The organism is Mesorhizobium sp. P2_A8 (assembly GCF_056404935.1).
In genome coordinates, this window is the sequence record NZ_JBFUDB010000009.1 from 190,954 (window position 1) to 216,642 (window position 25,689).

22 protein-coding genes are annotated in these 25,689 nt (G+C 61.8%); 12 read left to right on the top strand and 10 right to left on the bottom strand.

What is annotated here, in order from left to right:
- Positions 1 to 18: 18 nt before the first annotated feature.
- The 4 genes from AC1D10_RS26080 to AC1D10_RS26095 all read right to left on the bottom strand — a co-directional run bounded on the left by AC1D10_RS26080 (position 19) and on the right by AC1D10_RS26095 (position 6,171).
- On the bottom strand, positions 19 to 2,580 hold the full coding sequence (locus AC1D10_RS26080) for a cation-translocating P-type ATPase (protein WP_477277001.1): 2,562 nt from the start codon (positions 2,578 to 2,580) through the stop codon (positions 19 to 21).
- A 50-nt stretch (positions 2,581 to 2,630) separates the two neighbouring features.
- Positions 2,631 to 4,238 carry an MBL fold metallo-hydrolase gene (locus tag AC1D10_RS26085; RefSeq protein WP_477277003.1) on the bottom strand — a complete coding sequence of 536 codons (1,608 nt, stop codon included), beginning with the start codon at positions 4,236 to 4,238 and terminating at the stop codon, positions 2,631 to 2,633.
- A gap of 11 nt (positions 4,239 to 4,249) precedes the next feature.
- On the bottom strand, positions 4,250 to 5,086 hold the full coding sequence (locus tag AC1D10_RS26090; RefSeq protein WP_477277005.1) for a universal stress protein: 837 nt from the start codon (positions 5,084 to 5,086) through the stop codon (positions 4,250 to 4,252).
- A gap of 347 nt (positions 5,087 to 5,433) precedes the next feature.
- Positions 5,434 to 6,171, bottom strand: coding sequence for a spermidine synthase (locus AC1D10_RS26095; protein ID WP_477267732.1), 738 nt, complete (start codon positions 6,169 to 6,171; stop codon positions 5,434 to 5,436).
- 253 nt (positions 6,172 to 6,424) lie between these two features.
- On the opposite strand from AC1D10_RS26095, the gene AC1D10_RS26100 reads away from it, so the two are divergent.
- The 9 genes from AC1D10_RS26100 (at position 6,425) to AC1D10_RS26140 (ending at position 15,308) form a co-directional block, all read left to right on the top strand.
- A complete protein-coding gene (locus AC1D10_RS26100; protein ID WP_477267731.1) occupies positions 6,425 to 6,736 on the top strand; it encodes a helix-turn-helix domain-containing protein in 312 nt (103 codons plus the stop codon).
- Between the two features lie 5 nt (positions 6,737 to 6,741).
- On the top strand, positions 6,742 to 8,751 hold the full coding sequence (hyfB, locus tag AC1D10_RS26105) for a hydrogenase 4 subunit B (RefSeq protein ID WP_477277385.1): 2,010 nt from the start codon (positions 6,742 to 6,744) through the stop codon (positions 8,749 to 8,751).
- A complete protein-coding gene (locus tag AC1D10_RS26110) occupies positions 8,742 to 9,698 on the top strand; it encodes a respiratory chain complex I subunit 1 family protein (protein ID WP_477267729.1) in 957 nt (318 codons plus the stop codon). The genes hyfB and AC1D10_RS26110 overlap by 10 nt, the downstream gene beginning before the upstream one ends.
- Positions 9,698 to 10,360: a hypothetical protein gene (locus tag AC1D10_RS26115; RefSeq protein WP_006200993.1), complete on the top strand. Its 663-nt coding sequence runs from the start codon at positions 9,698 to 9,700 to the stop codon at positions 10,358 to 10,360. The genes AC1D10_RS26110 and AC1D10_RS26115 overlap by 1 nt, the downstream gene beginning before the upstream one ends.
- Positions 10,357 to 11,808: a hydrogenase 4 subunit F gene (locus AC1D10_RS26120; protein ID WP_477267728.1), complete on the top strand. Its 1,452-nt coding sequence runs from the start codon at positions 10,357 to 10,359 to the stop codon at positions 11,806 to 11,808. The genes AC1D10_RS26115 and AC1D10_RS26120 overlap by 4 nt, the downstream gene beginning before the upstream one ends.
- A 20-nt stretch (positions 11,809 to 11,828) precedes the next feature.
- Entirely contained in the window at positions 11,829 to 13,343 is a 1,515-nt protein-coding gene (locus AC1D10_RS26125; RefSeq protein ID WP_436249980.1) for a hydrogenase large subunit, read from the top strand.
- Positions 13,344 to 13,355: 12 nt separating this feature from the next.
- The gene (locus tag AC1D10_RS26130) at positions 13,356 to 13,892 is read left to right on the top strand and encodes an NADH-quinone oxidoreductase subunit B family protein (protein WP_436249330.1); all 537 of its coding nucleotides are present in this window, start codon (positions 13,356 to 13,358) and stop codon (positions 13,890 to 13,892) included.
- Positions 13,893 to 14,002: 110 nt separating this feature from the next.
- A complete protein-coding gene (locus AC1D10_RS26135; protein ID WP_436249329.1) occupies positions 14,003 to 14,275 on the top strand; it encodes a helix-turn-helix domain-containing protein in 273 nt (90 codons plus the stop codon).
- 673 nt (positions 14,276 to 14,948) lie between these two features.
- Positions 14,949 to 15,308 (top strand): YybH family protein, encoded by a 360-nt coding sequence (locus tag AC1D10_RS26140; protein WP_477277009.1) that lies wholly within the window; start codon positions 14,949 to 14,951, stop codon positions 15,306 to 15,308.
- A gap of 117 nt (positions 15,309 to 15,425) precedes the next feature.
- Here the strand turns inward: AC1D10_RS26140 and AC1D10_RS26145 are convergent, their stop codons facing one another.
- Positions 15,426 to 16,040 (bottom strand): DUF982 domain-containing protein, encoded by a 615-nt coding sequence (locus AC1D10_RS26145; RefSeq protein WP_477277011.1) that lies wholly within the window; start codon positions 16,038 to 16,040, stop codon positions 15,426 to 15,428.
- Here AC1D10_RS26145 and AC1D10_RS26150 point away from each other — a divergent pair.
- Positions 16,022 to 17,479 carry an NCS1 family nucleobase:cation symporter-1 gene (locus AC1D10_RS26150; protein WP_379104478.1) on the top strand — a complete coding sequence of 486 codons (1,458 nt, stop codon included), beginning with the start codon at positions 16,022 to 16,024 and terminating at the stop codon, positions 17,477 to 17,479. The genes AC1D10_RS26145 and AC1D10_RS26150 overlap by 19 nt on opposite strands.
- 38 nt (positions 17,480 to 17,517) lie before the next feature.
- Here AC1D10_RS26150 and AC1D10_RS26155 read toward each other — a convergent pair whose 3' ends face one another.
- The 5 genes from AC1D10_RS26155 to tpiA form a co-directional block, all read right to left on the bottom strand.
- Positions 17,518 to 18,045: a DUF1697 domain-containing protein gene (locus AC1D10_RS26155; protein WP_477277013.1), complete on the bottom strand. Its 528-nt coding sequence runs from the start codon at positions 18,043 to 18,045 to the stop codon at positions 17,518 to 17,520.
- A 21-nt stretch (positions 18,046 to 18,066) separates the two neighbouring features.
- Positions 18,067 to 19,704: a CTP synthase gene (locus AC1D10_RS26160; RefSeq protein ID WP_095081390.1), complete on the bottom strand. Its 1,638-nt coding sequence runs from the start codon at positions 19,702 to 19,704 to the stop codon at positions 18,067 to 18,069.
- 240 nt (positions 19,705 to 19,944) lie between these two features.
- On the bottom strand, positions 19,945 to 21,051 hold the full coding sequence (locus AC1D10_RS26165) for a L,D-transpeptidase (RefSeq protein ID WP_477277016.1): 1,107 nt from the start codon (positions 21,049 to 21,051) through the stop codon (positions 19,945 to 19,947).
- A 210-nt stretch (positions 21,052 to 21,261) separates the two neighbouring features.
- Entirely contained in the window at positions 21,262 to 21,726 is a 465-nt protein-coding gene (gene secG / locus AC1D10_RS26170; RefSeq protein ID WP_477277018.1) for a preprotein translocase subunit SecG, read from the bottom strand.
- 149 nt (positions 21,727 to 21,875) lie between these two features.
- On the bottom strand, positions 21,876 to 22,643 hold the full coding sequence (gene tpiA, locus AC1D10_RS26175; RefSeq protein ID WP_477277020.1) for a triose-phosphate isomerase: 768 nt from the start codon (positions 22,641 to 22,643) through the stop codon (positions 21,876 to 21,878).
- Between the two features lie 144 nt (positions 22,644 to 22,787).
- Here tpiA and AC1D10_RS26180 point away from each other — a divergent pair, with 144 nt between their 5' ends.
- Both AC1D10_RS26180 and trpD read left to right on the top strand, forming a co-directional pair.
- Positions 22,788 to 24,680 carry a SurA N-terminal domain-containing protein gene (locus AC1D10_RS26180; protein WP_477277022.1) on the top strand — a complete coding sequence of 631 codons (1,893 nt, stop codon included), beginning with the start codon at positions 22,788 to 22,790 and terminating at the stop codon, positions 24,678 to 24,680.
- The gene (gene trpD / locus AC1D10_RS26185) at positions 24,677 to 25,687 is read left to right on the top strand and encodes an anthranilate phosphoribosyltransferase (RefSeq protein WP_477277024.1); all 1,011 of its coding nucleotides are present in this window, start codon (positions 24,677 to 24,679) and stop codon (positions 25,685 to 25,687) included. Before AC1D10_RS26180 ends, trpD begins: the two co-directional genes overlap by 4 nt.
- The last annotated feature ends 2 nt before the right edge of the window (positions 25,688 to 25,689 follow it).

The following is a 25,689-nucleotide window of genomic DNA, read 5'->3' on the forward strand; positions in this document are numbered from 1 at the left end:
TCAGACTTGCATCAATGATCAGGTTTTCAGCCGCTCCCGCCAGAAATGTTTCAGGAACTCAAGGCAGACCAGCACTGCCAACCCGGCCGCAAGCGTCACGGCGAGGTCGTCCAGGTGCAGCGGTCCGAACTGGAAGAGATCACTCGCGAGCGGCCACAGAAGCGTCCCGCCCAGCGCCGCTGCAACCACAACGACGACAAAAGCAAGCGATCGATTTGGCCGGAAAAGAGCAGTCAGCAGCAACTCGCTGAACGTACGGTTGACGAAAATCAGCCCAACGATCGTCAGCACCAGCGAGAAGAACGTCAGGGCTCGAATCTCGTCTTCAGGCATTCCCCAGTGCAAGGCGAAGAGGAAGATGCCCGCAACAAGCACGAATGCCAGCAGTCCCTGCACAACGCTCCATGCGATCAACGAGCGCGAGAAGAGCGCCGCTTCCGGATCCCGTGGCGGACGCTTCATCGCGTCGTCTTCCTCGGTTTCTGCTTCAAAGACCAATGAGCAGACCGGATCGATCACCATCTCCAGAAAGGCAATGTGAATTGGCCCGAACAGGATAGGAAGCCCAAACAGCAATGGAAGCAGGGCCAGCCCAGCGATCGGCACGTGCACGGCAAGAATGAAGCCCATTGCCTTGCGCAAGTTGTCGTAGATGCGGCGGCCCAGCCGGATGGCTTTGACTATCGACCCGAAATCGTCGTCGAGGAGGACGATGGACGACGCCTCCCGCGCGACATCCGTGCCGCGACCGCCCATGGCAATGCCAATGTTTGCGGCTTTCAGCGACGGAGCATCGTTGACGCCGTCGCCCGTCATGGCGACAATCTCGCCGTTGGCCTTCAAGGCTCTGACGATTGCCAATTTCTGCTCGGGCATGATCCGCGCGAACACCGCCGCGGTTTTCACGCGCGCCGCCAGGGCTGCGTCATCCAGTGTCTTGAGCTCTTCACCGCTGACGACATCGTTGAAATCGAGCCCGGCCTGACTGGCGATTGCTCTCGCGGTCGCGGGATAATCCCCGGTAATCATGATCACTCTTATTCCGGCGGAGCGGCAATTGCTCACCGCGTCCGGAACCCCTGAACGCAGGGGATCGGCAAGTCCGACGAGGCCCATGAACTTAAAATCGAAACCAGTCTGTTTGTCCGGCAGCTGATCGCCAGCATGACAAGAACGCGCCACGCCTAGGACGCGCAGTCCTTCCGTTGCCATGGCGTCCACAACATCCTTGACCGAAGCGACACGATCCGCAGGTAGACGACAGAGTGCCGCGATGGCCTCCGGCGACCCTTTGGCGGCAATCAGGCAGTCGGCGCCTCCAGTTGACGACTGCCAGGCATTCGACATTGCCAACAGTTCAGGGCGCAACCCGTAGGCGCGGGCCAGTTTCCGATCGGTGCTGTCTGTGCGCTTGGGCAATCGCTCCTGCGCGAGTTTGTGAAATGCCCTTTCCATCGGATCAAAAGGAATCTCGGCACTGGCTAGCATGCCGATCTCGACCAACTCCCCAAATGCCGCCGGCATCTCTGTGTTTGAGTTGTTCAGCAGGCGAAACAGTTTGCCATCGGGCGTTCTCAGTTCTGCAATTGTCATGCGGTTTTCGGTCAGCGTTCCGGTCTTGTCGGTGCAAAGGACCGTTGCCGAGCCAAGCGTCTCGATCGCTGCTGCACGACGCGTGAGCACGCGCGCCTGCGAGATGCGCCATGCGCCCATAGCCATGAAGATTGTCAGCACCATGGGAAATTCCTCGGGCAGCATCGACATGCCGAGCGCAATACCGGCCAACACCGCATCGAGCCATCCGCCACGCAGCAGGCCATAAAGCACGACCGCGAGAACACTGACCGCGCCGCCGACCAGCGCGAAGATGCCGACAAGGCGTTTTGTCTGTCGCTGCAGGCGGGGTGCTTCGGTCTCCATCGTGCTAAGCGATTGCCCGATCGCACCGATTTGGCTGAGCGGCCCGGTTGCCAGAACTTCGCCGATGCCTGACCCGCGAACGACGAGTGATCCAGAAAAAGCTAAAGGCAAGTCATCGCCCCCTGGCCGGCGTTCGGCTGGCAGATCGCTTTCGCTGGCTGCAATCTTTCGCACCGGCACGGATTCTCCTGTCAGCAAGGACTCATCGGTCTGGATATCCCGACTCTGGATGAGCAAGATATCGGCCGGAATCCGATCCCCCTCGCCCAGCACGACCGTATCGCCGCGCACCACCTCGCGACCCGCAATCCGCCTGCGTTCGCCATCGCGTATTACCAGGGCGCGCGGACTTGTCAGGTCACGCAACGCCTCGAGAACACGCTCCGTTCGCGCCTCCTGAACGATGGTAATCCCCACCGACAAGGTGGCAAATGCGAGCAGTATCAACGCTTCCTGAAGATCGCCAAGAAGCAGGTAAACGCAGCCTCCACCCAACAGCAGGGCAAGCATCGGCTCGCGCACGACCTCGATAGCAATTCGCAAGGGCGTCCGACGGTTGGATCTGGGCAACTCGTTGAACCCTTCGGTGACAAGCCTAGCTTGTGCCTCGGCTTCGCTGAGGCCGGTCAAGGCAATGGTCGATGAGGTGGCTCGAGACATTTTGGCTTTCTTCCATCACCAGCGCACTGTTTGGGTGCGCCGTCAGGCTCTCAGATGCTGCTGTCGCCGGTGTCGAGCGCCCTGCGCATGCGCCTGATCACCGCTGCTCGGCTCCGTTCGTCGGCCGCGGCGCTGACCGCCTCGTTTACATCCAGGAGAAGCTTCGAAAGGTCATTGTGCCAGTCCAGACGGGCAATCTTTTCCGGCCTCAAACGGCGGGGCTCGTTGACCTCGACCGGCAAACTGCGACCGGGGGTCAATTGGAAAGCATCGTCCAGCCTCGGGATGATGATCTTGTCGTCGGGTATCAGTCCTGCAAGCCTTACGCGCAGGCCGCCGAGTCCAGCTTCCTCTCCATGCGTCAGGAACACCTGCTGCTTCACTGGAGTTCGGGCCTTGAGCCAGGCGACCAGTTCACTGGCATCGGCGTGGCCGGAATAGAGGTCGAACAGGCTGATACGCGCCTTGACCTCGACTTCCTCACCCTGGATGCGCACACGCTGCGCGCCGTCGAGCAGGATCCTGCCAAGCGACCCTTGGGCCTGATATCCTGCCATCATCACCGTGGCGCTCCTGCGCCAAAGATTGGCCTTGAGATGATGGCGGATACGCCCCGCATCGCACATGCCGCTGGCGGCGATCACCACGAAGAAGCCGGTGAGGCGGTTGATCGCCTTGCTCTGTTCCACCGTCTCGGTGAAGCGCAGCTCCTTCGAGTTAAGGGCCTGGCGTAGCACGTCACCATGTTCGATCTCGTTGGCATGGCGCTCAAAAATCGCACTGGCGCGTGTTGCCAGCGGCGAATCGACGAAGACCGGGGCTGACGGCACCTCCCCCACTTTCATGAGCAAATGCAGATCGACCAGCAGTTCTTGTGTCCTCTCGACAGCGAAAGACGGAATGATGAGCGGGCCGCCGGCCGCGGCGGCGTCACGCACGATATCACCGAGTTGGGATCGCCGCTGTTCGGGCGAAACGTCCGGCCGGTCGCGGTCGCCATAGGTCGATTCGCAGATCAGATAGTCAACGCCGGCTGGCCCCTCGGGATCGGTCTGGAGCAGCTTGTGGCCTGGACCGATGTCGCCCGAAAATACGATGCGCAGCGGCGCATCGTGTCGATCGATCTCGAGCTCAACCGATGCCGAGCCAAGCAGGTGGCCGGCGTTCCAGAAGCGGGCGCGGAGGCCTTTGGCGACCGTGGTCCATTCGCCATATTCCAAGGCCCGGAACAAGGTCATGCACGCGGCCGCATCCTGCTGGCTGTAGATCGGCTCGACGGGCGGGCGACCGCGCTGCGCGTTGCGGCGGTTCAGGTGCTCGACCTCCATTTCCTGGATATGCGCCGAATCCGGCAGCATGACCGAGCAGAGATCGATGGTGGCGCGGGTCGTATGGATGGGACCAGAAAAGCCCTGTTTGACCAGCTTCGGCAAAAGGCCGCTGTGATCGATATGCGCGTGCGTCAGGATGACAGCGTCAATCGCATCCGGTGGAAACGGGAACGCCCCGTAGTTCAATTCCCGTTCGGACTTCGATCCCTGGAACAGGCCGCAGTCGATAAGGATGCGCGAATGCGGCGCCTCGATCTCATAGCATGAGCCGGTGACGCCATGGGCTGCGCCGTGGAAACGCAGGATAGGATCCGTGCCGCCTCTCATCTCGCCACGACCTAATGCGACAGGAGGACAGGCAGGCGCAGATCCGCGAGAATGCCTTCGGTGGCACCGCCAAGTACGAAGTCCCTGACGCGGGAGTGGCCGTATCCGCCCATGACGAGCAGGTTGCCGCCGATCTTGAGAGCATGCTCCTGTAGCGCTGTTCCGATTGAACTGTCCCCTGCCTGGATAGAGGCAGCCTCCGCCACCAGACCACGCGTCCTCAAGCCCAGTGCAAGGCGTTCGCCGATGCCTTGTCCCGGAAGCGGCTTTTCGTCGGTCACGGTCACAACGGTGACCATCGAGGCACGTTCAAGAAACGCTCGCGCGTCGGCAACTGCCCGTGCGGCCACTCTGCTGCCGTCCCAGGCGATAACGACATGTCCAAGCACCCCGACGTCCGTGGAGTCGGGAAGAAGCAGGGTCGGTCGACCCGAGCCGAACAATATCGCCTCGGCTAGCATCCGCGCCGTCTGATTGTCCGGCGCCCAGCCGACCAGACAGACATCGAAATAGCGGGAGTGCTTCGCGGCAACATCGCCCATCAAGGCCGGTGGTGCTGTCAATTCCTGCGTGGTGAGGGTCACACCGGCGCGGGCGGCCTCTTGGTTAATTGCCTCGAGCAGAACTTTACCGCGCTTGCGACTGGTCGCCTCGGCTTCTTGTATCTTGTAGGGAAGGTCCAGCAAATAACTTGAAAGCGCGTTCGAAACGTCGGGAATGTCGACGTCGATGGCAACGGCATGCAGCGCCGCGTCGATCTGCTTGACAAGAGCGACCGCGTTCGCCGCGATTTTCGCGGAATTCGTGTCTGGATAAGTCGCCAAGGACAGGGATGCCATCAGTTGCATCAGAATCGCCTCCATTGCTGCAAAGGCCGAATGACCATCGTTCGCAACATCTTGTAGTCACAATGGACGCAACGAGCTTTGACCCAGCGCAAATGCGGCCCCTCAATAGGGAGCTCGTAGTTCGCAGCTTCATCGATCCCGGGGACTTCGAAGGGATTCGAGTTTCTGACCCCGTAGTTAGATGGCAAAAATCGCTCAGGCGTAGGAACGGAGCCTGAACTGGCGGTTCAATGAGCGGGGGGAAGGCGGTAGCGCTCTTCCGCTACCACTCTAAACCCGCACCCATTTGACGCTACGCGGGAAGCCTTCTGGTTGTCGCATCAGATGATCCCCAGCCGTCATGCTTTTCAGCGGCGCAAAAGCCAAGGCCTGAACGCCAATAGACTTAGGTCTCGCGCGATCTCATCCGCTCCGATCGAAGGTGGCATGTGCAAGGCTGGTTGTACGAGATTGCGCACCTTGCCGGCCATGACAATCGCGTTGCGATCCGACATGCCGCGAACATCTAGCAGCCTTACGTCAGCCCAGACATTGTTCAATTTTGCGGCGACGCGATCGGGCATCAGATCAAGGTCATGGCCCGCATGAACATTGGCGAACAAACAGCCGGAAGCATTTTTCAGGCGTGTCTGAACAAGGCCGAAAAATGTCTCGGCGCATAGGTGATCTGGAATGCGTCTTCCAGAATACGCATCGAGGACAATTGCGTCGTAGCGATGCCGGTCGGCACGCAGGAAATTGCGCCCGTCAGCAACATGACAATCGACCTCGCGAGGAAGTCCGAAATACTTGTGAGCGATCCGGAAGGCGCTTGGATTGATGTCAACTATTGTCACGTGCACGCCGGCTCTGTCCAACATGGTGCCCAGGCTGCCGCCGCCGCAACCGATCATCAATACATCCGATGCTTGCATTTGCGCGAGAAGGCCAAAGATCGCGTGTATGTAAGGCACCACACTTACGCCATCTGGGTCGCACTCGCTTTGGTAGCAGCCACCCTGCCGATAGATGAACGAGCCGGTGTCCTTCGCGCGAAGAACTTCGATATTGCCGAAATCACTGTGATATTTTGCTATCCGGATCATGATTTAGCCATCGTAGCCAGGGTTCCAAATCCTGCGGTTCAACCAAGCATGGTCTTGATCTTGAGGACGGCTTCTGAGGGCTGAGGTCCTTCAAGGTACGCGCCCCGGTTTGCGTCGTCTGCCTGGGATAGCCAGCCATGAACGGCTGACACCTAAAGATGATATCTAAAACATCATTTATTGACTATAGCGCATTTCAATGTATGCTGCAACGTGTAGAGCTTATGTCTCAAAGCTGAAAAAGGGGCGATTTGTGATAACTGCTCCGCAGTTGCGCGCCGCCAGGGCGCTGCTCGGCATCGATCAGCGCAGACTTGCCGAATTGTCCGGCCTTTCGGTGCCGACAATTCAGCGCATGGAAGCCAGCGAGTGGATGATCCGGGGTAATGTCGATTCCCTGATGAAATTGATCGCAGCGCTTGAGACCGCCGGCATCGAGTTGATCGGGGAAGGTGCGACCAGCCAGGCTGGCGGGCGTGGGGTGCGGCTCAAGGTGGGCTTCAACCCAGCCAGGATTTCCGGCGCCGACGATGCGGAGACCGGCTCCGGCGAGAGCCTGCCGTGACGCCGATGGTTGCCCTTCCCTTGTGGGGCGTCGCCGCGCTTCTGGGAACCGCCATAGGGGCTGTCGCGGTCAGCCGGCGTGGTTCGGCGACACGTCTGGTCTATGGCGCAACGCTTGGCATCTCGGCCGCCCTGTTCGTGATCGTCACAAGCGCGCTGGCAGGCGATCCTGCCGGCGTCTCAACGATCACGCTGCCACTTGGACTGCCATGGATCGGTGCTCACTTCCGTCTGGATGCGCTCTCGACCTGTTTTCTCGTCGTCGTCAACCTCGGCGGTGCGCTCGCCAGCCTCTACGGACTGGGCTACGGCCGCCATGAGGCCGCACCGCACCGGGTGCTGCCGTTCTTCCCGGCGTTCCTCGCCGGCATGAACCTCGTCGTGCTGGCGGACGATGCCTTCACCTTCCTGCTGTCCTGGGAGTTCATGTCGCTCGCCTCGTGGGCGCTCGTCATGGCGCACCATCGCGACCAGGACAACACGCGGGCCGGTTACATCTATCTGGTGATGGCGAGCTTCGGCACGCTGGCGCTGCTACTGGCTTTCGGTCTGCTCGCCGGACCCGCTGGAACCTATACATTCGACGCAATGCGGGCCGCCGAGCCAAGCCGGTTCATCGCTGCCGCCGTCCTCGCCCTCATGCTGCTCGGCGCCGGCTCCAAGGCCGGCCTCGTCCCTCTCCATGTCTGGCTGCCGCTCGCGCATCCGGCGGCGCCGAGCCATGTCTCCGCCCTGATGAGCGGCGTCATGACCAAGGTCGCCGTCTATGGCTTCATACGCGTTATTTTCGACCTACTCGGCGAGCCGGCATGGTGGTCAGGCGTCGTCGTGCTTTTCCTTGGCGGCCTGACGGCGGTTCTCGGCATCCTCTATGCATTGATGGAAAAGGATCTCAAGCGGCTCCTCGCCTACAGCACGATCGAAAACATCGGCGTCATCTTCATAAGCCTCGGCCTCGCGCTTGCCTTCAAGGCGAACGCGATGCCGTCGGCTGCGGCACTGGCGCTCACCGCCGCACTGTTCCACGTTCTCAACCATTCTTTCTTCAAGAGCCTGCTGTTTTTCGGTGCCGGCGCCGTCCTCACGGCGACCGGCGAAAGGAGCATGGAGAAGCTGGGCGGTCTTATCCATCGGATGCCGCTGACCAGTTTTGTCTTTCTGGTCGGCTGTGTTTCGATCTCCGCGCTTCCGCCCTTCAACGGCTTCGTCTCCGAATGGCTGGCCTTCCAGGCCATCTTGCAGAGCCCTGACCTGCCGCAGTGGGGTCTGAGGGTTATGGTGCCTGCCGTTGGTGGCCTGCTGGCATTGTCGGCGGCGCTGGCGGCGGCATGTTTCGTGAAGGCGTTCGGAATTACATTTCTCGGCCGGCCCCGGACCGCCGTGGTGGAGCGTGCGCACGAGGTCGATCGCTATTCGCTCGCGGCAATGTTCATCCTCGCGGCACTTTGCCTGCTTGCCGGCATTCTGCCGGGCCTCGTCATAGACGGTCTTTCACCGGTAACGCTTTCGCTCATCGGCAACCGCATGCCGGTGCAGATGGCGCAACCATGGCTGTCGATCGTACCGATCGCCGAGAGCCGCAGCTCCTACAATGGCCTGCTGGTGTTCCTTTTCATCGCTGCTTCCGCATCGCTCGCGGCAGTCGTGATCCACCGCTTCGCCTCGCATGCGCTCCGCCGGGCCCCCGCCTGGGGCTGTGGTTTCCCGGACGTTACGCCGGCCGCGCAATACACGGCAGTCAGCTTCGCGCAGCCCATTCGCCGCGTCTTCGGCACATTCGCGTTCCGGGCCAAGGAAACGGTAGAGATGCCACCGCCCGGCGCGACTGGCCCGGCGCGTTTGACTGTCGAAATGCACGATGTGGTCTGGGAGGCTTTTTATCAGCCGATCGCTGGCGCCATCGATTTTGCAACCCTGAGGCTGAACCGCCTGCAGTTCCTGACCATTCGACGCTATCTGACTCTCGTTTTCCTCTATCTCGTCATCTTGCTCACGGTGCTCGCGCTATGGCCCTGATCCTTCAGTTGGCTGTCCAGGGCGCACAGATGATGCTGGTGCTTTTGCTTGCACCGCTGCTGACCGGCTTCGTGCGCAAGGTGAAGGCGAGACTGCTGCGGCGCCAGGGACCTCCCCTGATCCAGCCCTACCGCGATCTGTTGCGGCTTATGCGCAAGGAAGTCGTCCTGGCGGACAACGCATCCTGGCTGTTTCGCGTCATACCCTACCTGATCTTCGCCGCCACCTGGGTCGCTGCCGCGCTCATCCCGACATTCGCAACCGGCCTCACCTTCAGCTGGACCGCCGATCTGATAGCCATCGTCGCGCTGCTTGGCAGCGCACGCTTCTTCCTGGCTCTGGCAGGGATGGATGTCGGCACCAGTTTCGGCGGCATCGGTGCAAGCCGCGAGGTCATGATCGCTTCGCTGGCCGAGCCCGCCATGCTTCTGATCGTGTTCAGCCTGGCGCTCGTCGCCGGCGCAACACAACTTTCCACGGTCGCCACCTTCATGAGTTCACCCGAGGTTGGTCTGCGGGTATCGCTCGGCATGTCGCTCATCGCCCTCGTAATGGTGGCGATCGCCGAAAACGCCCGCATACCCGTCGACAATCCGGCGACCCACTTAGAACTGACGATGGTCCATGAGGCGATGATCCTGGAGTATTCCGGCCGCCATCTAGCGATGATCGAGTTCGCCGCATTCCTCAAGCTGCTGCTCTATGTCTCGCTGATTTCCTGCGTCTTCGTTCCCTGGGGACTGGTGACTGCCCAGGCCGGGCCGGCGTCCTACGGTCTGGGCGTCGTCGCCTATGTCGGCAAGCTTGCTGTCTGCGGCATTCTCCTTGCCGTATTCGAAACCGCCATCGCCAAGATGCGCGTCTTCCGCGTTCCGGATTTCCTGGGAGCAGCGCTCATGCTGGCCCTGCTCGGCACACTCTTGCTGTTCGTCTCACGGAGCCTTTGATGAACGGTCTCACCTTCGACATCGCTCATCTGCTTGCCGGCGGCCTGGTGCTGGTCAGTTTCATGATGTTGTATCAGGATCGCCTCTTTGCACTGATCAACGTGTTTGCATTGCATGCGGTCGTCCTCGCTCTGTCCGTGGCCTGGCAGGCCTACATCCAGGACGCCCATCATCTCTACGTGACCGCCGCGATCGCCCTCGTGTTCAAGGCGATCGTCATTCCCGTCGGGCTTCATCGCATCATTCAGCGGCTCGGCATCCATCGCGACATCGAGACCGCAGTCGGCATCGGTCCGACCATGCTGGCGGGAATTGGTCTGGTGACGCTCTCCATGGTCCTGATGTTGCGGGTCACCCCTGAGGCCGATCCGCTGGCGCGCGAGGATCTGGCCTTCGCGCTGTCAATCATTCTGCTGGGGCTGCTGGTGATGGTCACCCGCCGAAATGCCGTCAGCCAGGTTGTCGGCTTCATGTCGCTCGAGAACGGCCTGGTGCTGGCCGCCACGGGCGCCAAGGGCATGCCGCTGGTCGTCGAGATCAGCGTCGCCTTCTCGATCCTGATCGCCTTCATCGTCATCGGCGTCTTCCTGTTCCGCATCCGCGAAAGGTTCGACTCGGTGGATGTTGGTGCGCTCGACGACTATCGGGGAGAACGCCGTTGACTGGGGTTTCCTTCGATGCGGTGGCCGCCATTTTGCTGATACCGCCAGCGGCTGCGGCACTCATGGCCGTGCTACCGAACTATCGGGTGACGGCACGCCTGAATGTCGTCGCCAGCTTCCTGACCTTGCTTGCCGCGCTGTCGCTTCTTGTCACCGACCGGCCGCAGCCGGGGCAGTATCTGCTGGTCGACGATCTCAACATCGTTTTCATCGTGCTCAACACATTCGTCGGTTTCACCACCAGTGTGTTCAGCGCCTCCTACATTGCGCACGAGTTGGACACCGGCCGGCTGACCGCAACGAACTTGCGATTTTACCACGCCATGTACCAGGTCATGATGTTCGGCATGAACCTGGCATTCGTGTCGAACAACATCGGTCTGATGTGGGTGGCGGTGGAGCTTGCCACGCTGACCACCGTGCTCATGGTCGGCATCTATCGCACCCATGAAGCGCTGGAGGCGGCCTGGAAATATTTCATCCTGGGTAGTGTCGGCATTGCGCTCGCCCTCTTCGGCACCATCCTCGTCTACATGGCCGCCCAACCGGTCGTCGGCGAGGGTACGAATGCCATGGTCTGGACAGTGCTGATCGAACATGCCGCCCGCTTCGACCCGGCTTTGCTCAATGTCGCCTTCGTCTTTCTGCTGCTCGGCTACGGCACCAAGGTCGGCCTTGCCCCCTTGCATGCCTGGCTGCCCGACGCGCATGCGGAAGGCCCAACGCCGATTTCCGCGGTGCTGTCGGGCTTGCTGCTGAATGTCGCGCTCTACGCCGTGCTGCGCTTCAAGCTGTTGCTGGCCGCAAGCCCGCAGGCGATACCCCCGGGACCGTTGATGGTCACGATGGGGCTCACCTCCCTCATCTTCGCCGCCTTCATGCTCTACCGCCGCCGCGACATCAAACGCCTGTTCGCCTACTCTTCGATCGAACATATGGGCATCATCGTCTTTGCTTTCGGCATGGGTGGTCCGCTCGCGAACTTTGCCGGCCTGCTGCATATGGTCATGCACAGCCTGACCAAGTCGGCGATCTTCTTTGCGGTCGGCCACATCGCGCAGGTCAAGGGGACGCAAAAGATCGCCGACATAAGAGGGCTGACGGAAAGCCATCCCGGGCTTGGCTGGGCGCTGGTCATCGGTGTCGTCGCCATCGCCGGCCTGCCGCCGCTCGGCATCTTCATGAGCGAATTCCTGGTCGTGAGTTCGACTTTTGCCAGGCAACCGCTTCTGGCGATCCCGTTGGTGTTCGGGCTTCTGCTCGCCTTCGGCGCCCTGCTGCTGCGGCTGACCGGCGTCGCCTTCGGCGAGCCGCGCGGCGGCACCGCGCCCGTCGAGGCATCCTACGTGCCGATGTATTCCCATCTGGCGTTGGTATTTGGCGCCGGCGTATATCTGCCATCGCCCCTGGTCACGTGGTTCCAGCATGTCGCGGCCATTCTGGGATGAAGCGGATGAGCAAAAGAAGCATGCCGGCGCTGGTCGACCTCATCGAGGCCGGCCGTCCTGTCGAACATCACGCGCCTTCGAGGCGCGCCGTGGTGGCCCCGAAAATCTGGAGCCTTGCCGTCGAGCAACTCGCTGAGGGCCGCTGGAGCCTGCTCGGCCTCTGGGGGGAGCCGAACACCGTCCACATGGCGCTTCTCGACGAGGTTCGCGACATCGGCGTCATTAGTCTGCAATGCCCTGGCGGCCGCTACCCATCGGTCGGCCAGCGGCATCCGCCCGCTTTGCGGCTTGAGCGTGCTGCCGCTGACCTTTTCGGGTTGCTGCCGCAGGGGCTTCCCGATACCCGTCGCTGGCTTGACCATGGCCATTGGGGGGGCAGCCATCCCCTGGCGACGCGGCCACAGCCTCCAGCCGCGGCGTCTTCCTACCGCTTCCTTGGCGCGGAAGGCGATGGCCTCCACCAGATTCCGGTCGGACCCGTGCATGCCGGCATCATCGAGCCTGGGCATTTCCGATTCACCGCAAGCGGCGAAACGGTGGTGCGGCTGGAAGAGCGTCTCGGCTATGTTCACAAGGGCATAGAAGGCCTGATGGCGGGTTCGCCCGTCGATCGCGCCGCCGGACTGGCAGGCAGGACCTCTGGCGACAGCACAGTGGCCTATTCGCTTGCCTTTGCCCGCGCGGTCGAAGCGGCGCTCGGTGTCGAGGTCCCGCCGCGTGCCCTCTGGCTGCGGGCACTGATGGCCGAGCTGGAGCGGCTTGCCAACCATCTCGGCGATATCGGCGCCATCTGCAATGACGCGGCCTTCGCACTGATGCACGCCCATTGCGGCGTGCTGCGCGAACGCGTTCTGCGCGCCAGCGATGCCGCCTTCGGCCATCGTTTGATGCGCGATTGCATCGTGCCTGGAGGGGTGGCAAGCAACCTGCGCGAAGAGGGAGAGCGCGCGGTTCGGTCGGTGATCGCGGAGATCAGGCAACGCTTTCCTCGCCTGATTGAACTCTACGACAACACCGCCTCGCTGCAGGACCGCACCGTCGGAACCGGCCGACTCAAGGTGGAGCTTGCCCGGCAATATGCAGCCGGCGGCTATGTCGGCCGCGCCTCCGGCCGTCACTTCGATGCGCGGCGCAGTCCCGGCTACCCCCCTTACGACGAACTCACTTTCGACGTACCTGTCCTTGAGGAGGGAGACGTGAATGCCCGCGTCTGGATCCGCATTCGCGAAGTCCAGCAGAGCTTGTCGCTGGTCGAACAAATCCTGCAACGGCTGCCGGGTGGCCCCGCGGCGCGCGCCAATGTCCCCCCTACGAACGGCCCGCGTGAAGGTATGGCGCTGGTCGAAGGATTCCGCGGCGACATCCTCGCCTGGCTGCGCATTGGCGAAGGCGGCCTGGTCGAGCGCTGCCACTTGCGTGACCCGTCATGGTTTCAATGGCCGCTTCTTGAAGCGGCGATCGAAGGCAACATCGTTGCCGACTTTCCGCTCTGCAACAAGTCGTTCAACTGCTCCTATTCCGGCCATGATCTCTAAAGGCACGCCATCATGCGCAAGCTTCTCTTCGAAAGCCTGATACGACCCCCGCTCACCGAGCGCCCACCCTTGGCACGCGAAGCCGCGATCGACGAACTCGCCAACGCCCTTGATGGTGCCGCTCGCAAACGGCTGGGACGTAGCCTGTCGATCCGGGCGGTCGACGCCGGTTCCTGCAACGGTTGTGAACTCGAAATGCACGCGCTCAACAACGCTTTCTACGACATCGAGCGCTTTGGATTCCGTTTCGTCGCGTCGCCGCGCCATGCCGATGTGCTGCTTGTCACAGGGCCGGTCACTAAGAACATGCGCGAGGCATTGAAGAGGACCTGGGATGCGACACCCAACCCCAAATGGGTAGTCGCACTCGGCGACTGCGCCAGGAACGGCGGCTGTTTCGCTGGCAGCTATGCCGTCGTGGGCGGCGTGTCGGAGGTGCTGCCTGTCGATCTGCATATTCCAGGCTGCCCGCCGCCCCCAATCGAAATTCTGAAGGGCCTGCTCGCCTTGATCGAGGGGGGAATGCAACGACTGGTGCTCCCTGGTTGAATGTCGATGCTGTCACTTTTGGACCAGCCTTCCATCCAAGGCATCGGACGGCGACCGTCGATCGATCAATGCTTGCGCGAGGGGAAATTCGCAGATCCGGAGATTCAAGGATGATTACCGCCTCGCAGATGCGCGCAGCCCGGGCGCTGCTTGGAATTGACCAGAAGACCCTGGCTGAACGTGCAGGAGTTTCGTTGTCGACCATTCAACGCATGGAAGCCTGTGCGGGTGATGTGCGGGATGTCGCCGACACACTGATGAAAGTCATCAGCGCATTCAGGGCAGCGGGGGTCGAGGTGATTGGAGATCATGAACGCAGTGACGGCGGCGGCAAGGGAGTACGCTTTGCGCACCCTGTTGGCTTAACGGGACGAACGCATTGATCGTCTCAGCGGCCCCTGAGATCGGCAACGACTGAGCGGCTTACCCGCAAGATAACGCAGATCATCTGAACGTCGGGAAAGGCGCTCTTCCGACACGAACCCCCGAATAAGCGCTGCGATCAAGTTTGCACCACTGCGGATCCAGACCCGCCAACTTCTTTCATAAGCGCGCGCAATTCGGCTGGAGGCGCAAGGCAGAAGGTTCGAAAAGCTTCCATGAACCCCAGGCAAATTGGACGCCGCATGGACAATAAGGGTCACGGACATCGCAGCGAACGTGCGCAATGGAACGGTCAATCTCGTCGGCAAAAGAGCGTCCGAATAGGGCTCTCGGCCGCTCCGTCGTGGGAACGAAAAAGGAAGAGAAGCAGAATTTTCGTGTGCGATTTTTGCACACGGCATCCCGCAACTATCTGATATTACTTATCTATCTACCCCATCCATCATTGGGGCAATGGCAAGCCTATGTTCTTGATATTTCGCGGCTTCTTTCGTCAAAACCAATTCCGGGTCGTTCCTGGCGCATGATCGTATGCCACAACGTGACGCCTTCGTCACGTGTCGACTGCACGGCATGGCCGTGCTTGCTGACCCAGAACATTCTCCGACTTGCCACGGACATATCCGGCCGGCCTGCACTAGGATTGCGTTCGCAAGACCAGCGGAGGTCAGCATGAACGATCCAGCCGGGAGAAAACCTGTTTACGATCCCCAGCATCTGGAGCCCCTGCTGGTTTCGCGACAGCACGCGGGCGATGTCGATGGCATGACGGCTCTGTTCGAACCCGACGCGGTGATCGACTGTGGAGGCGGAAATTTGCTGCGCGGCAAGGAGGCCATTCGCGGCTACTGTGTCGAGATTGTCGCGTCAGGACGAAAGTTTGCGGTGGGACAGCAGCGTCCCGCCCTCCTATGCGGCGATCTTGCGCTCACATCGACCCGGCTCCCCGATGGCGAAGTGACCAGCGAGGTTGCCCGGCGGCAAGGCGATGGCAGCTGGCTTTGGGTGATCGACCGTTATTCCGTCACTTGAGGCAAGCGTCCGATGCGATGTGGACGAACTTCGACGCCCGTCATCTCGGAGCGCACCAAAACAAGGCCCGCGCCGCCACGGTGCGAGACCTTGTGAGATCATCAACAGAACAGGCGCTTACCGCCTCAGCGCATACACCTTGGCTTCGCCTTCGCCGCCGAGCGGCAACGCCATGTCATCGTCGAGAAGGCGCGTAATGCGGGCAAAGCCTGTAAACGCTTTCCTTGCTTCCTCGGCCGACATCTGGCCCGACAAGGCGGCCGAGCAGCAATTCAGCGCGCAGTGATAGACCGGACCGCGCCGTCCCGTCGGCCATTTCCGCAAGAACACCATGGCCTCGGCAACACTATCGATTTCTTCAGCAGGGTGTCCCTGCCCGCGCGAAATCCGCACGGGCGAAAAGAAATGCAGATAATCCATTGTTTCCTCCCGGTCGACCGCTGCACGATCGAACCCAATGAAACGCTCCATCCGCAGGTTGGTTCCGTGCAAGAAGCGGAATTTTGAAAAATCGCGAGAGGCCGAAATTCGAATCACTCGACCGACAAATGCAAAGCGGCCCACCATCGCGTTCGATCGATAATCGCGGTTCTCATTGAATATCTTTAAGGCCAAAGCCGGCAAATGGATTGCTTGTCGGTTCCCCTGCGTCAGGCTTACCTTGCGGGGCCAACGCGCGGCGGCGCGCGGGCAATCAAGGGGAGGACATTTTAATGACGATACAAGGCGCATCACCTGATCTGTACAATGAGGATCTGGCTCCGGCCAAAGTTCGAAACTGGGGACCATTCTCGATCTTCAACGTCTGGACGTCGGACGTTCACAGCCTCTGGGGCTACTACCTGGCCGCCAGCTTGTTCCTTTTCTGCGGCGGCTTCGTCAACTTCATCATCGCCATCGGCATCGGTTCGCTGATCATCTATGCGCTGATGAACATGGTCGGCTATGCCGGCGTGAAGACCGGCGTGCCCTACCCCGTGCTTGCCCGCGCCTCTTTCGGCATCTGGGGCGCCAACATACCGGCGCTGGTGCGCGCCATCGTCGCGTGCTTCTGGTACGGCGCGCAGACTGCCGCCGCCTCCGGCGCCATCGTGGCGCTCTTGATCCGCTCGCAATGGTTCGCCGATTTCAACGCCAACACGCATTTCCTAGGTCATTCGGGCCTGGAAGTGATCTGCTTTGTCGTCATCTGGGCGCTGCAGCTGCTGATCATCCAGCGCGGTATGGAAACAGTGCGCCGCTTCCAGGACTGGGCTGGTCCGGCGGTCTGGGTGATGATGCTGATCCTGGCGATTTACCTGTGCGTCAAATCCGGAACCTTCGCCTTCACCAGCGACATCCCGATGGACGTGCTGTTGGAGAAGACCAAGGATGCGGGCGTGCCGGGCACGCCGGGTTCGTGGACCGCGCTGTTTGCGGTGGCCGCGATCTGGGTAACCTATTTCTCGGCGCTCTATCTCAACTTCTGCGATTTCGCCCGCTATGCGCCCGATCAGGCATCGCTGCGCAAGGGCAACATCTGGGGCCTGCCGGTCAACCTCATCCTGTTCTCGCTGGTCGCCGGGGTCACCACCATTGCCGCCTATGACGTCTATCACGAGGTGCTGCTGCACCCCGACCAGATCTCGGCGAAATTCGACAGCTGGTTCCTGGCGGCCCTTGCGGCCCTGACCTTCGCCGTGGCGACGCTTGGCATCAACGTCGTCGCCAACTTCGTGTCGCCGGCCTTCGACTTCTCCAACGTCTTTCCAAGGCAGATCGACTTCAAGAAGGGCGGCTATATCGCGGCGCTGATTGCGCTCGTGCTCTATCCCTTCGCGCCGTGGGAAGGCAGCGCCGCCTCCTTCGTCAACATCATCGGCGCGACGATGGGACCGATCTTCGGGGTGATGATGGTCGACTATTATCTGATCCGCAAAGGTGAGGTCGACGTCGAAGCGCTTTATCGCGAGGACGGCGAATTCCGCTTCCAGGGCGGCTGGCACGTCAATGCCTTCATCGCCGCCGGCATCGGCGCCATCTTCTCGTCGATCCTGCCCAACTTCACCAACTGGCTGCCGTCCTGGTGGGGCGTCTATGGCTGGTTCTTCGGCGTCGCCATCGCCGGCATCATCTACTACGTGCTGCGCACCGCGGCACTCGGTGCCGGCGCCAAGACCGCGAAGGCCTGACAGGCATTATGGGGGGCGGCGCAATGCCGCCCCCAATTTTATGCGCTGACCATCTCGGCCAGTTTGCGCACCGTGTTCCAGTTGCGCGACGTCCCGATGCCCAGACGCTTGTGGTTGGTTGCCGCAAGCAGCCGCGAACTTGGCCTCTCGCGTGAAAAGGCAACCCATATGTCGCCGCCGACCGACAGCACCTTTTCGTCCTCGGCGGCATAGGCCTGGAGCGCCGCGACAGCATCCATGGGCGCGGGCTGGCGCATCACGCGCACCGCGACCTGGTCGCCGGCTTCGATGGACTCGCCCAGGAACGGATTGCCGGCGGCAAGCGTCAGCCACTCCTCGGCACCGCGCACGATGATCTCGACATGCCGGCCGAAGGCTGCTTCCAACCGTTGCTCCAGATCGGCGATGGCCGTTGCCGACGTCTCGAAGACGAGATTGCCGGTCGCCACCAAGGTGCGAACATTCTTCAGGCCGAGGTCTTCGGCCATCGCCTTGAGGTCGGCCATGACCACCCGCCGCCCCTGCCCTAGGATGATGCTGTAGAGAAGCGCGACATAGGTCTGCATCGCCCTGCCAGCCAGTGGTCGCTACACCAGCCGGCTCTGCTCCACCGCCGCCTCGATGAAACTGGCGAACAGCGGATGCGGGTCGAGCGGCCGGCTTTTCAGTTCCGGGTGATACTGGACGCCGATGAACCAGGGATGATCGGGGTATTCGACCGTTTCCGGCAGCACCCCATCGGGCGACATGCCGGCAAACACCAGGCCGCAATCCTCAAGCCGCTCCTTGTAGTCGACATTGACCTCGTAGCGGTGGCGATGGCGCTCGGAAATCTGCGTATCGCCATAGATCTCGGCGATCTTGGAACCCTTGGCGAGATCGGCCTGATAGGCGCCGAGCCGCATCGTGCCGCCGAGATCGCCGGTTTCCCGACGCTTCTCCAGCATGTTGCCCTTCAGCCATTCGGTCATCAGGCCGACCACCGGTTCCTCGGTTGGGCCGAATTCGGTCGATGAGGCGTGCTCGACGCCGGCCAGCGACCGCGCGGCCTCGATGCACGCCATCTGCATGCCGAAGCAGATGCCGAAATACGGCACCTTGCGTTCACGCGCGAACTTCGCCGCCAGGATCTTGCCCTCGGAGCCGCGCTCGCCAAAGCCACCGGGAACCAGGATGCCATGGACCTTTTCCAACCAGGGCGTCGGATCTTCCTTTTCGAAGATCTCCGATTCGATCCAGTCGAGCTTGACCTTGACGTGGTTGGCCAAGCCGCCATGCGAAAGCGCCTCGATCAACGATTTGTAGGCGTCCTTGAGGCCGGTATATTTGCCGACCACGGCGATGGTGACCTCGCCTTCCGGATTGTGGATGCGGTTGGACACCGCCTGCCAGGGCTCCATGCGCGGCTTCGGCGCCGGATCGATGCCGAAAGCGGCAAGCACTTCCGAATCGAGCCCTTCCTTGTGGTAGGCCATCGGCACGTCGTAGATGTGCGGCACGTCCAGCGCCTGGATTACCGCGCTTTCCCTGACGTTGCAGAACAGCGACAGCTTTCGGCGCTCTTCCTTGGGGATGGCGCGATCGGCGCGAACCAGCAGGATGTCGGGCGCGATGCCGATGCCACGCAATTCCTTGACCGAATGTTGGGTCGGCTTGGTTTTCAGCTCACCCGCCGTCGGAATGTAGGGCATCAGCGTCAGATGCACGTAGACGGCGTTGTTGCGCGGCAAGTCATTGCCAAGCTGGCGGATCGCCTCGAGGAACGGCATCGCCTCGATGTCGCCGACCGTGCCGCCGATCTCGCACAGCACGAAATCATAGTCGTCATTGCCATTAAGGACGAAATTCTTGATCTCGTCGGTAACGTGCGGGATGACCTGCACGGTGGCACCAAGATAATCGCCGCGCCGCTCGCGCTCGATGATGTTCTTGTAGATGCGGCCGGTGGTGATGTTGTCCTGCTGATTGGCCGAGCGCCCTGTAAAGCGCTCGTAATGGCCAAGATCGAGATCGGTCTCGGCGCCGTCATCGGTGACGAAAACCTCGCCATGCTGGTACGGCGACATCGTGCCCGGATCGACATTGAGATAGGGGTCGAGTTTTTTGATGCGCGCGCGATAGCCTCGCGCCTGCAAGAGAGCCCCAAGGGCCGCTGCGGCAATGCCTTTTCCAAGTGAGGAAACCACGCCGCCTGTGATGAATACATATCGCGCCATGGGAGTCATCGCTTAACGCGGCCGGATTGATTCCGCCAGAGAAAAAACCGCCGCGAAGGTTTTTTCCCAAAAAGGCGTGATGTCCTATGCATGTCGCCCAAAAGTGTGCAGCGGTTTTGGGACAACGACATGCATGAAACGAAGATCTAAAGCGCGTCGACTGTTTCCGTTTCAACGCGACGCGCTTAGAGGCAAGGCAAAACAAAAGGGCCGGCAAGGCCGGCCCTTTCGGCATGAGGGACGCAGGCGTCAGATGATGACGACCTTGGTGCCTACCCTGACGCGGCTGTAGAGGTCCATGACGTGCTCGTTGATCATGCGGAAGCAGCCGTTAGAGGCGCTGGTTCCGATCGATTGCGGCGCGATGGTGCCGTGGATGCGCAGATGCGTGTCCTTCTTGCCGTCATAGAGATAGATGGCGCGCGCGCCGAGCGGGTTCTGACCGCCGCCAGGCATGCCGTCCTTGTACTGGCCATAGTGCTTCGGCTCGCGCTTCTGCATGTCCAGCGTCGGGATCCAGCGCGGCCATTCCTGCTTGTCGCCGACCGCAACCGTGCCCTTGAACTGCAGGCCCTCGCGGCCGACCGCAATGGCGTAGCGGCGAGCGGTGGAAGACGATTCGACGAGATAGAGGCGGCGGGCGCTGGTGTCGATGACAATGGTGCCCGCATCGTAACCGGTGAATTCCACGTCCTGCGGGACGAACTCCGGCTTCACCTTGAACTGCTTCTTGGCTTCCTTCTTGGCGAGCGCCTGGTCCAGCACACGCGTCTCGGGGAGATATGAAATCGAAGAAGAGGAGGTGCCGCCGAAGAGGCCAGCGAACAGACCGCCGCTCGCCTGCTTCTGGCCGACGACTTCGCTGCGCAGCTCGCCGTTGTTGCCGGTCAACGCGACATTCATCGCTTCGGCCGGGAGCGACTCAGCCGACTGGATCGGTTCGATCGGTTCGATTGGCTCAAAGACCTTGGCAGCCTTCTTGGCCGGCTTGGCGTCAGCCACTTCGGTTGCGCTCTTGCCCCGCTTGGCGAGGAACGCCTGCCGTTCCGCGTCGGCCTTGGCCTTCGCCGCTTCGCGCATTGCCAGCTTTCTGGCTTCGAGCGCCTTGGCCTTGGCGGCTTCCTTGTCGGCAACGATCTTGGCCTCGATCTTCTTGATCTGGGCGAGATCGTCGGGTGTCGGGTTCTTCTTCTTCTTGAGAAGCTTCAATTGCGCCGAATCACTCTTGACGGCGACGTTGATGGCACTGGTTTTGTCAGCCGATACGGCCATATTGGCCGGCACACCGGCGAAAGCCGGGGAACTCATGCCGAGTGCGGCGCAAAGTCCCAGGAAAATGAAGCTGCGAAGCTGCATGGCGAAGATCCGATCGTTCTATGCTGTTGCCCACGGCGTCGCCCAGCGCCCCCCAAGGGCGCCGGAAATGCCGCGCGCAATCTATAGTCGAATAAGCGCGGATGCCTCAAGCGCGAGGCCGCGCCGCACCCACTCGAATCTTCGTGATCGTGCCGCATTTGCCGCGACTGTGTTCAAACGACAACAGGTCGCGGCTTCAGGCGTTGGAGACTACTGGTTCGGGACCTGCGGGGTCGCCGGTGCAGCGGGAGTGGTGCCGTTTGCCGCCGGCTGAGTCGAACCGGCGGCAGGCGCCGTCGCCGGAGGCTTTGCGGCGGCGTCATTGCCGGACGGCGGCGTCGGCGTGGCATTGCCGGCAGGCGCCGGGGTGGTCGTCCCGGGCAATTGGTTGAGCACGCCCTTGCCGGCGCCGTCCGATGTCGCGGGCACACGGTCAAGGATGTCGATCGGCTTCTCGCCGTAGCGGGCGACGATCGACAGCGTCAGCGAGGTGGCGAAGAAGGCGGCCGCCAGGATCGCCGTCGCACGCGTTAGCGCATTGGCCGCACCGCGCGCGGTCATGAAGCCCGAGCCGCCCCCGATGCCCAGGCCGCCGCCTTCGGAGCGCTGCAGCAGCACCACGCCAACAAGGGCGAGCACAACCATGAGATGGATGACGATCAGTACGGTTTCCATAGTTTATCCTGGCAAGGCCTTGCCCGGCCGCGGACACGACCGGTGAATTGGAGGCGGCTCAATACAATGCTTTGACGGCATTTCCAAGCCCGTGGCCGGAATATGGGAAGCAACGCTCCCTTTGCAACGATTTCCGGCGCCGTCTGCCCCTAGGCGATGTTGCGATAAGCCTCGGCGATAGCAAGGAAGTCCGCCGCTTTCAGGCTGGCGCCGCCGACCAGCGCGCCGTCGACATTCTTTACGCCGAGCAGTTCGACAGCGTTGGATGGTTTGACCGAGCCGCCATAGAGAATGCGCATCTTGGCCGCAACGCTGCCGAGCTTTTCCGAGAGCTTTTCGCGGATATGCGCGTGTGCTTCGGCCACATCGGCCGCAGTCGGCGTCAGGCCGGTGCCGATTGCCCATACCGGCTCATAGGCGATGATTGAGTTGGACGGGGTGGCGCTTGGTGGCACAGATCCGGCGATCTGCCGTGACAGCACGTCGAGCGTGGCGCCCGCTTCACGCTGTTCCTGCGTTTCGCCGATGCAAATGATGGCCACAAGCCCGGCGCGCCAGGCGGCGGAGGCCTTGGCCTGGACCGTCGCGTCATCCTCGCCTGCTTGCTCGCGGCATTCGGAATGGCCGACGATGACATGGCTCGCACCCGCATCCTTCAGCATTTCCGCCGAGATGCAGCCGGTGTAGGCGCCGCTTTCCTTGGTGTGGCAATCCTCGCCACCGGCATGGACCGGCGTGCGTGACAGAATTTCCGTCGCGTGCGCAAGCAGGGTTGCTGGGACGCAGACCAGCGCTTCGGTCTCCGCGTCGAGCCCGCTCATGAAGCCATTACCGATCATCCTGAGCTCATTGAGCGAGGCGCTGGTGCCATTCATTTTCCAGTTGCCGGCAACGAGTGGGCGAATTCCTGGCGTCATGGGTTTGCTTCTCCGGGCAATATTCGGCTTTGGCCCTCACTACCAAAATCAGGCCACAAAGCAATCGACAGTGGCCCGGAAGGGCGCTATTGCGCTTGTTTCAGACTCGGCGCACGCGAAAATGCGCATAAATCGGAATTGTCCATGCTTGGTATATTGAGAGACGCGGCAGGAACCTGGGTCGCGAAAACGCTGCTTTCGCTGCTAGTTGTGAGTTTCCTCGCCTGGGGCATTTCCGGGCGGGTGATGGGTGGCTTCGCGGGCCACGATTCGGTCATAACCGCCGGCGGCACCAAGGTGTCGCTCAACGAATATCGCTTGGCTTATGATCGCCAGCTCGCCGTCATGTCGCAGCAGTTCGGCCAGCGTCTCACCCACGAACAGGCAAAGGCGCTCGGCATCGACAACCAGGTGCTGGCGCAGCTCGTCTCGGGAGCCGTCCTCGACGAACAGGCCCGCAAGCTGGGCCTCGGCCTCTCCAAGGACCGGCTGGCCGAGTTGACGCGCGAAGATCCGGCCTTCAAGGGCCCTGGCGGCCAGTTCGACAGGCGAACCTTCGAATATATGTTGCAGCAGATCGGCATGCGGCCTGAGGATTATCTGAAGAACCGTGCCCAGGTGGCGGTGCGCCAGCAAATCGTCGAGGCGGTCTCGGATGGCCTCAAGGCGCCGGACACTTTCTTCAAGGCGGTCGCGCTCTATCGCGGCGAAGACCGCACCATCGACTATTTGACGCTGCCCAAGGCACTGGTCGAGCCGATCCAGGCGCCGTCCGACAGCGTGCTCTCGACCTATTTCGACACAAACAAGAAGACATATGCGGCGCCCGAATACCGCAAATTCTCTTATGTCAGGCTCGAACCGGTCGACATCATGGATACGACCGCCGTCACCGACCAACAGGTCAACGACGACTACAACAAGAACAAGGCGCGCTACACGACGCCGGAGCTGCGCACCATCGAGCAGCTTGTGTTCAAGACGCCAGACGCGGCCAAGGCGGCGCTCGATTCGCTCAAGGCCGGCGCCACCTTCGACAAGCTGGTCACGGCGGAAGGCAAGACCCAGGCCGACACGCTGCTCGGCACGCTGGCCAAGGACAAGATCGCTGACAAGGCCGTCGCCGACGCGGCCTTCAAACTCAATGCCAATGAAGTCAGCCAGGTTGTGCAGGGCGCCTTCGGTCCGGTGCTGCTGCGCGTCACCGAAATCAAGCCCGAAGTCGTGAAGCCGCTGGCCGAAGCGTCCGACCAGATCCGCAAGGATCTGGCGCTGGGCGAGGCAAGCCGCATTCTTCTGGATGTGCGTGACAATTACGAAGACACCCGCGCCGCCGGCGGTTCTCTGGCCGACGCCGCCACCAAGCTGAAGCTGAAGGTTGTCACCATCGACGCCATCGATCGCAGCGGGCTGCGGCCCGACGCGACCATCGTGAAGGACCTGCCGCAATCGCCGGAATTGATCAAGGCTGTCTTCGACGCCGAACCCAAGACGGAAAACGACGCCTTGACCACGGCGGACAACGGCTTCGTTTTCTATGAGGTGGCTTCCATCACGCCGGCCCGAGACCGGACACTGGACGAGGTTCGTCAGAAAGTCGTCGCCGACTGGACGGCTGCCGAGACGACCAAGCGGCTCGCCGCCAAGGCTGACGAGCTCGAGAAGCGGCTCAAGGCCGGTGTCACGCTCGACGTCATCGCCGGCGAATTGAAGCTGGAGAAGCAGACCAAGCGCGGCGTCAAACGCGAGGCTGACGACGTCGATTTCGGCAAGGAGGGTGCGGCGGCGATGTTCGGTGTCGGCGAAGGCGGCACCGGCCTGATCCCCTCTCCCACCGGCGACGGACAGATCCTGTACAAGATCGCCGAAGTGTTCGAGCCCGCCGGGGCCGATGCCAGTTCGGTGCCGGACGACGCGCAGAAATCCTTCACCTCCGGCATGTCGGATGATCTGCTCGACCAACTGGTGGCACAACTGCAGACGCAATACGACGTTCGCATCGACCAGGCCGCCGTTGCCCAAGCCTCGACAAGATGAGCGCGCTGAAAACCCATATCGCCAAGGTCGCGACCGGAAGCGCGCTTTCCTTCGAGGAAGCACGCGAGGCCTTCGACATCATCATGTCGGGTGACGCAACGCCCGGCCAGATCGGCGGCTTCCTGATGGCGCTGCGCGTGCGCGGCGAGACGGTGAGCGAGATTTCCGGCGCCGTTGCAACCATGCGCGCCAAGATGCTGCGCGTCGACGCACCGGCCGGCGCCATCGATATCGTCGGCACGGGCGGTGACAATTCCCACAGCGTCAACATTTCGACGGGGTCGGCGTTCGTCATCGCCGGCAGTGGGGTGCCGGTCGCCAAGCATGGCAATCGCGGTCTGTCGTCGCTGACCGGCGCCGCCGACGTGCTGGGTGCGCTCGGGGTCAAGATCGACATCTCGCCCGAATTCATCGGCCGCTGCATCCATGAGGCGGGGGTCGGCTTCATGTTCGCGCCCGCGCACCATCCGGCGATGAAGCATGTCGGCCCGACCCGCGTCGAGCTTGGCACCCGCACCATCTTCAACCTGCTCGGCCCGCTCATCAATCCGGCTGGCGTCAGGCGGCAGTTGGTCGGTGTGTTCCTGCCGGAATGGATCCTGCCGGTGGCCGAGGCGCTGAAGGCGCTGGGCGCGGAGCATGCGTGGGTCGCTCATGGCGACGGCTATGACGAGATCACCACCACCGGCGAAACACATGTCGCCGAACTGATCGGCGGCGAGATCCGCAGCTTCACGCTGACCCCCGAAGCGGTTGGGTTGGCGCGCCACACCAAGGACGAGTTGCGCGGCGGCGACGCGGCGTACAACGCCAAGGCCTTGCGCGATATGCTGGGCGGGGCTGCCGGCGCCTATCGCGACACCGTGCTGATGAATGCCGGCGCCGGACTGGTCGTGGCCGGCAAGGCGACGACGCTTGGCGACGGCATCGCGGCAGCGGCGCAAGCCATCGACAGCGGCCGGGCGCTGCAGGTGCTCGACAGGCTGGTCGAGATTTCGAACGGATAGAG

Bases quoted from the DNA above. Each gene is read 5' to 3' on its own strand.
- AC1D10_RS26080 (WP_477277001.1), bottom strand. From the start codon at position 2,580: ATGTCTCGAGCCACCTCATCGACCATTGCCTTGACCGGCCTCAGCGAA.
- AC1D10_RS26085 (WP_477277003.1), bottom strand. From the start codon at position 4,238: ATGAGAGGCGGCACGGATCCTATCCTGCGTTTCCACGGCGCAGCCCAT.
- AC1D10_RS26090 (WP_477277005.1), bottom strand. From the start codon at position 5,086: ATGCAACTGATGGCATCCCTGTCCTTGGCGACTTATCCAGACACGAAT.
- AC1D10_RS26095 (WP_477267732.1), bottom strand. From the start codon at position 6,171: ATGATCCGGATAGCAAAATATCACAGTGATTTCGGCAATATCGAAGTT.
- hyfB (WP_477277385.1), top strand. From the start codon at position 6,742: ATGGTTGCCCTTCCCTTGTGGGGCGTCGCCGCGCTTCTGGGAACCGCC.
- AC1D10_RS26110 (WP_477267729.1), top strand. From the start codon at position 8,742: ATGGCCCTGATCCTTCAGTTGGCTGTCCAGGGCGCACAGATGATGCTG.
- AC1D10_RS26115 (WP_006200993.1), top strand. From the start codon at position 9,698: ATGAACGGTCTCACCTTCGACATCGCTCATCTGCTTGCCGGCGGCCTG.
- AC1D10_RS26125 (WP_436249980.1), top strand. From the start codon at position 11,829: ATGCCGGCGCTGGTCGACCTCATCGAGGCCGGCCGTCCTGTCGAACAT.
- AC1D10_RS26130 (WP_436249330.1), top strand. From the start codon at position 13,356: ATGCGCAAGCTTCTCTTCGAAAGCCTGATACGACCCCCGCTCACCGAG.
- AC1D10_RS26135 (WP_436249329.1), top strand. From the start codon at position 14,003: ATGATTACCGCCTCGCAGATGCGCGCAGCCCGGGCGCTGCTTGGAATT.
- AC1D10_RS26140 (WP_477277009.1), top strand. From the start codon at position 14,949: ATGAACGATCCAGCCGGGAGAAAACCTGTTTACGATCCCCAGCATCTG.
- AC1D10_RS26150 (WP_379104478.1), top strand. From the start codon at position 16,022: ATGACGATACAAGGCGCATCACCTGATCTGTACAATGAGGATCTGGCT.
- AC1D10_RS26145 (WP_477277011.1), bottom strand. From the start codon at position 16,040: ATGCGCCTTGTATCGTCATTAAAATGTCCTCCCCTTGATTGCCCGCGC.
- AC1D10_RS26155 (WP_477277013.1), bottom strand. From the start codon at position 18,045: ATGCAGACCTATGTCGCGCTTCTCTACAGCATCATCCTAGGGCAGGGG.
- AC1D10_RS26160 (WP_095081390.1), bottom strand. From the start codon at position 19,704: ATGACTCCCATGGCGCGATATGTATTCATCACAGGCGGCGTGGTTTCC.
- AC1D10_RS26165 (WP_477277016.1), bottom strand. From the start codon at position 21,051: ATGCAGCTTCGCAGCTTCATTTTCCTGGGACTTTGCGCCGCACTCGGC.
- secG (WP_477277018.1), bottom strand. From the start codon at position 21,726: ATGGAAACCGTACTGATCGTCATCCATCTCATGGTTGTGCTCGCCCTT.
- tpiA (WP_477277020.1), bottom strand. From the start codon at position 22,643: ATGACGCCAGGAATTCGCCCACTCGTTGCCGGCAACTGGAAAATGAAT.
- AC1D10_RS26180 (WP_477277022.1), top strand. From the start codon at position 22,788: ATGCTTGGTATATTGAGAGACGCGGCAGGAACCTGGGTCGCGAAAACG.
- trpD (WP_477277024.1), top strand. From the start codon at position 24,677: ATGAGCGCGCTGAAAACCCATATCGCCAAGGTCGCGACCGGAAGCGCG.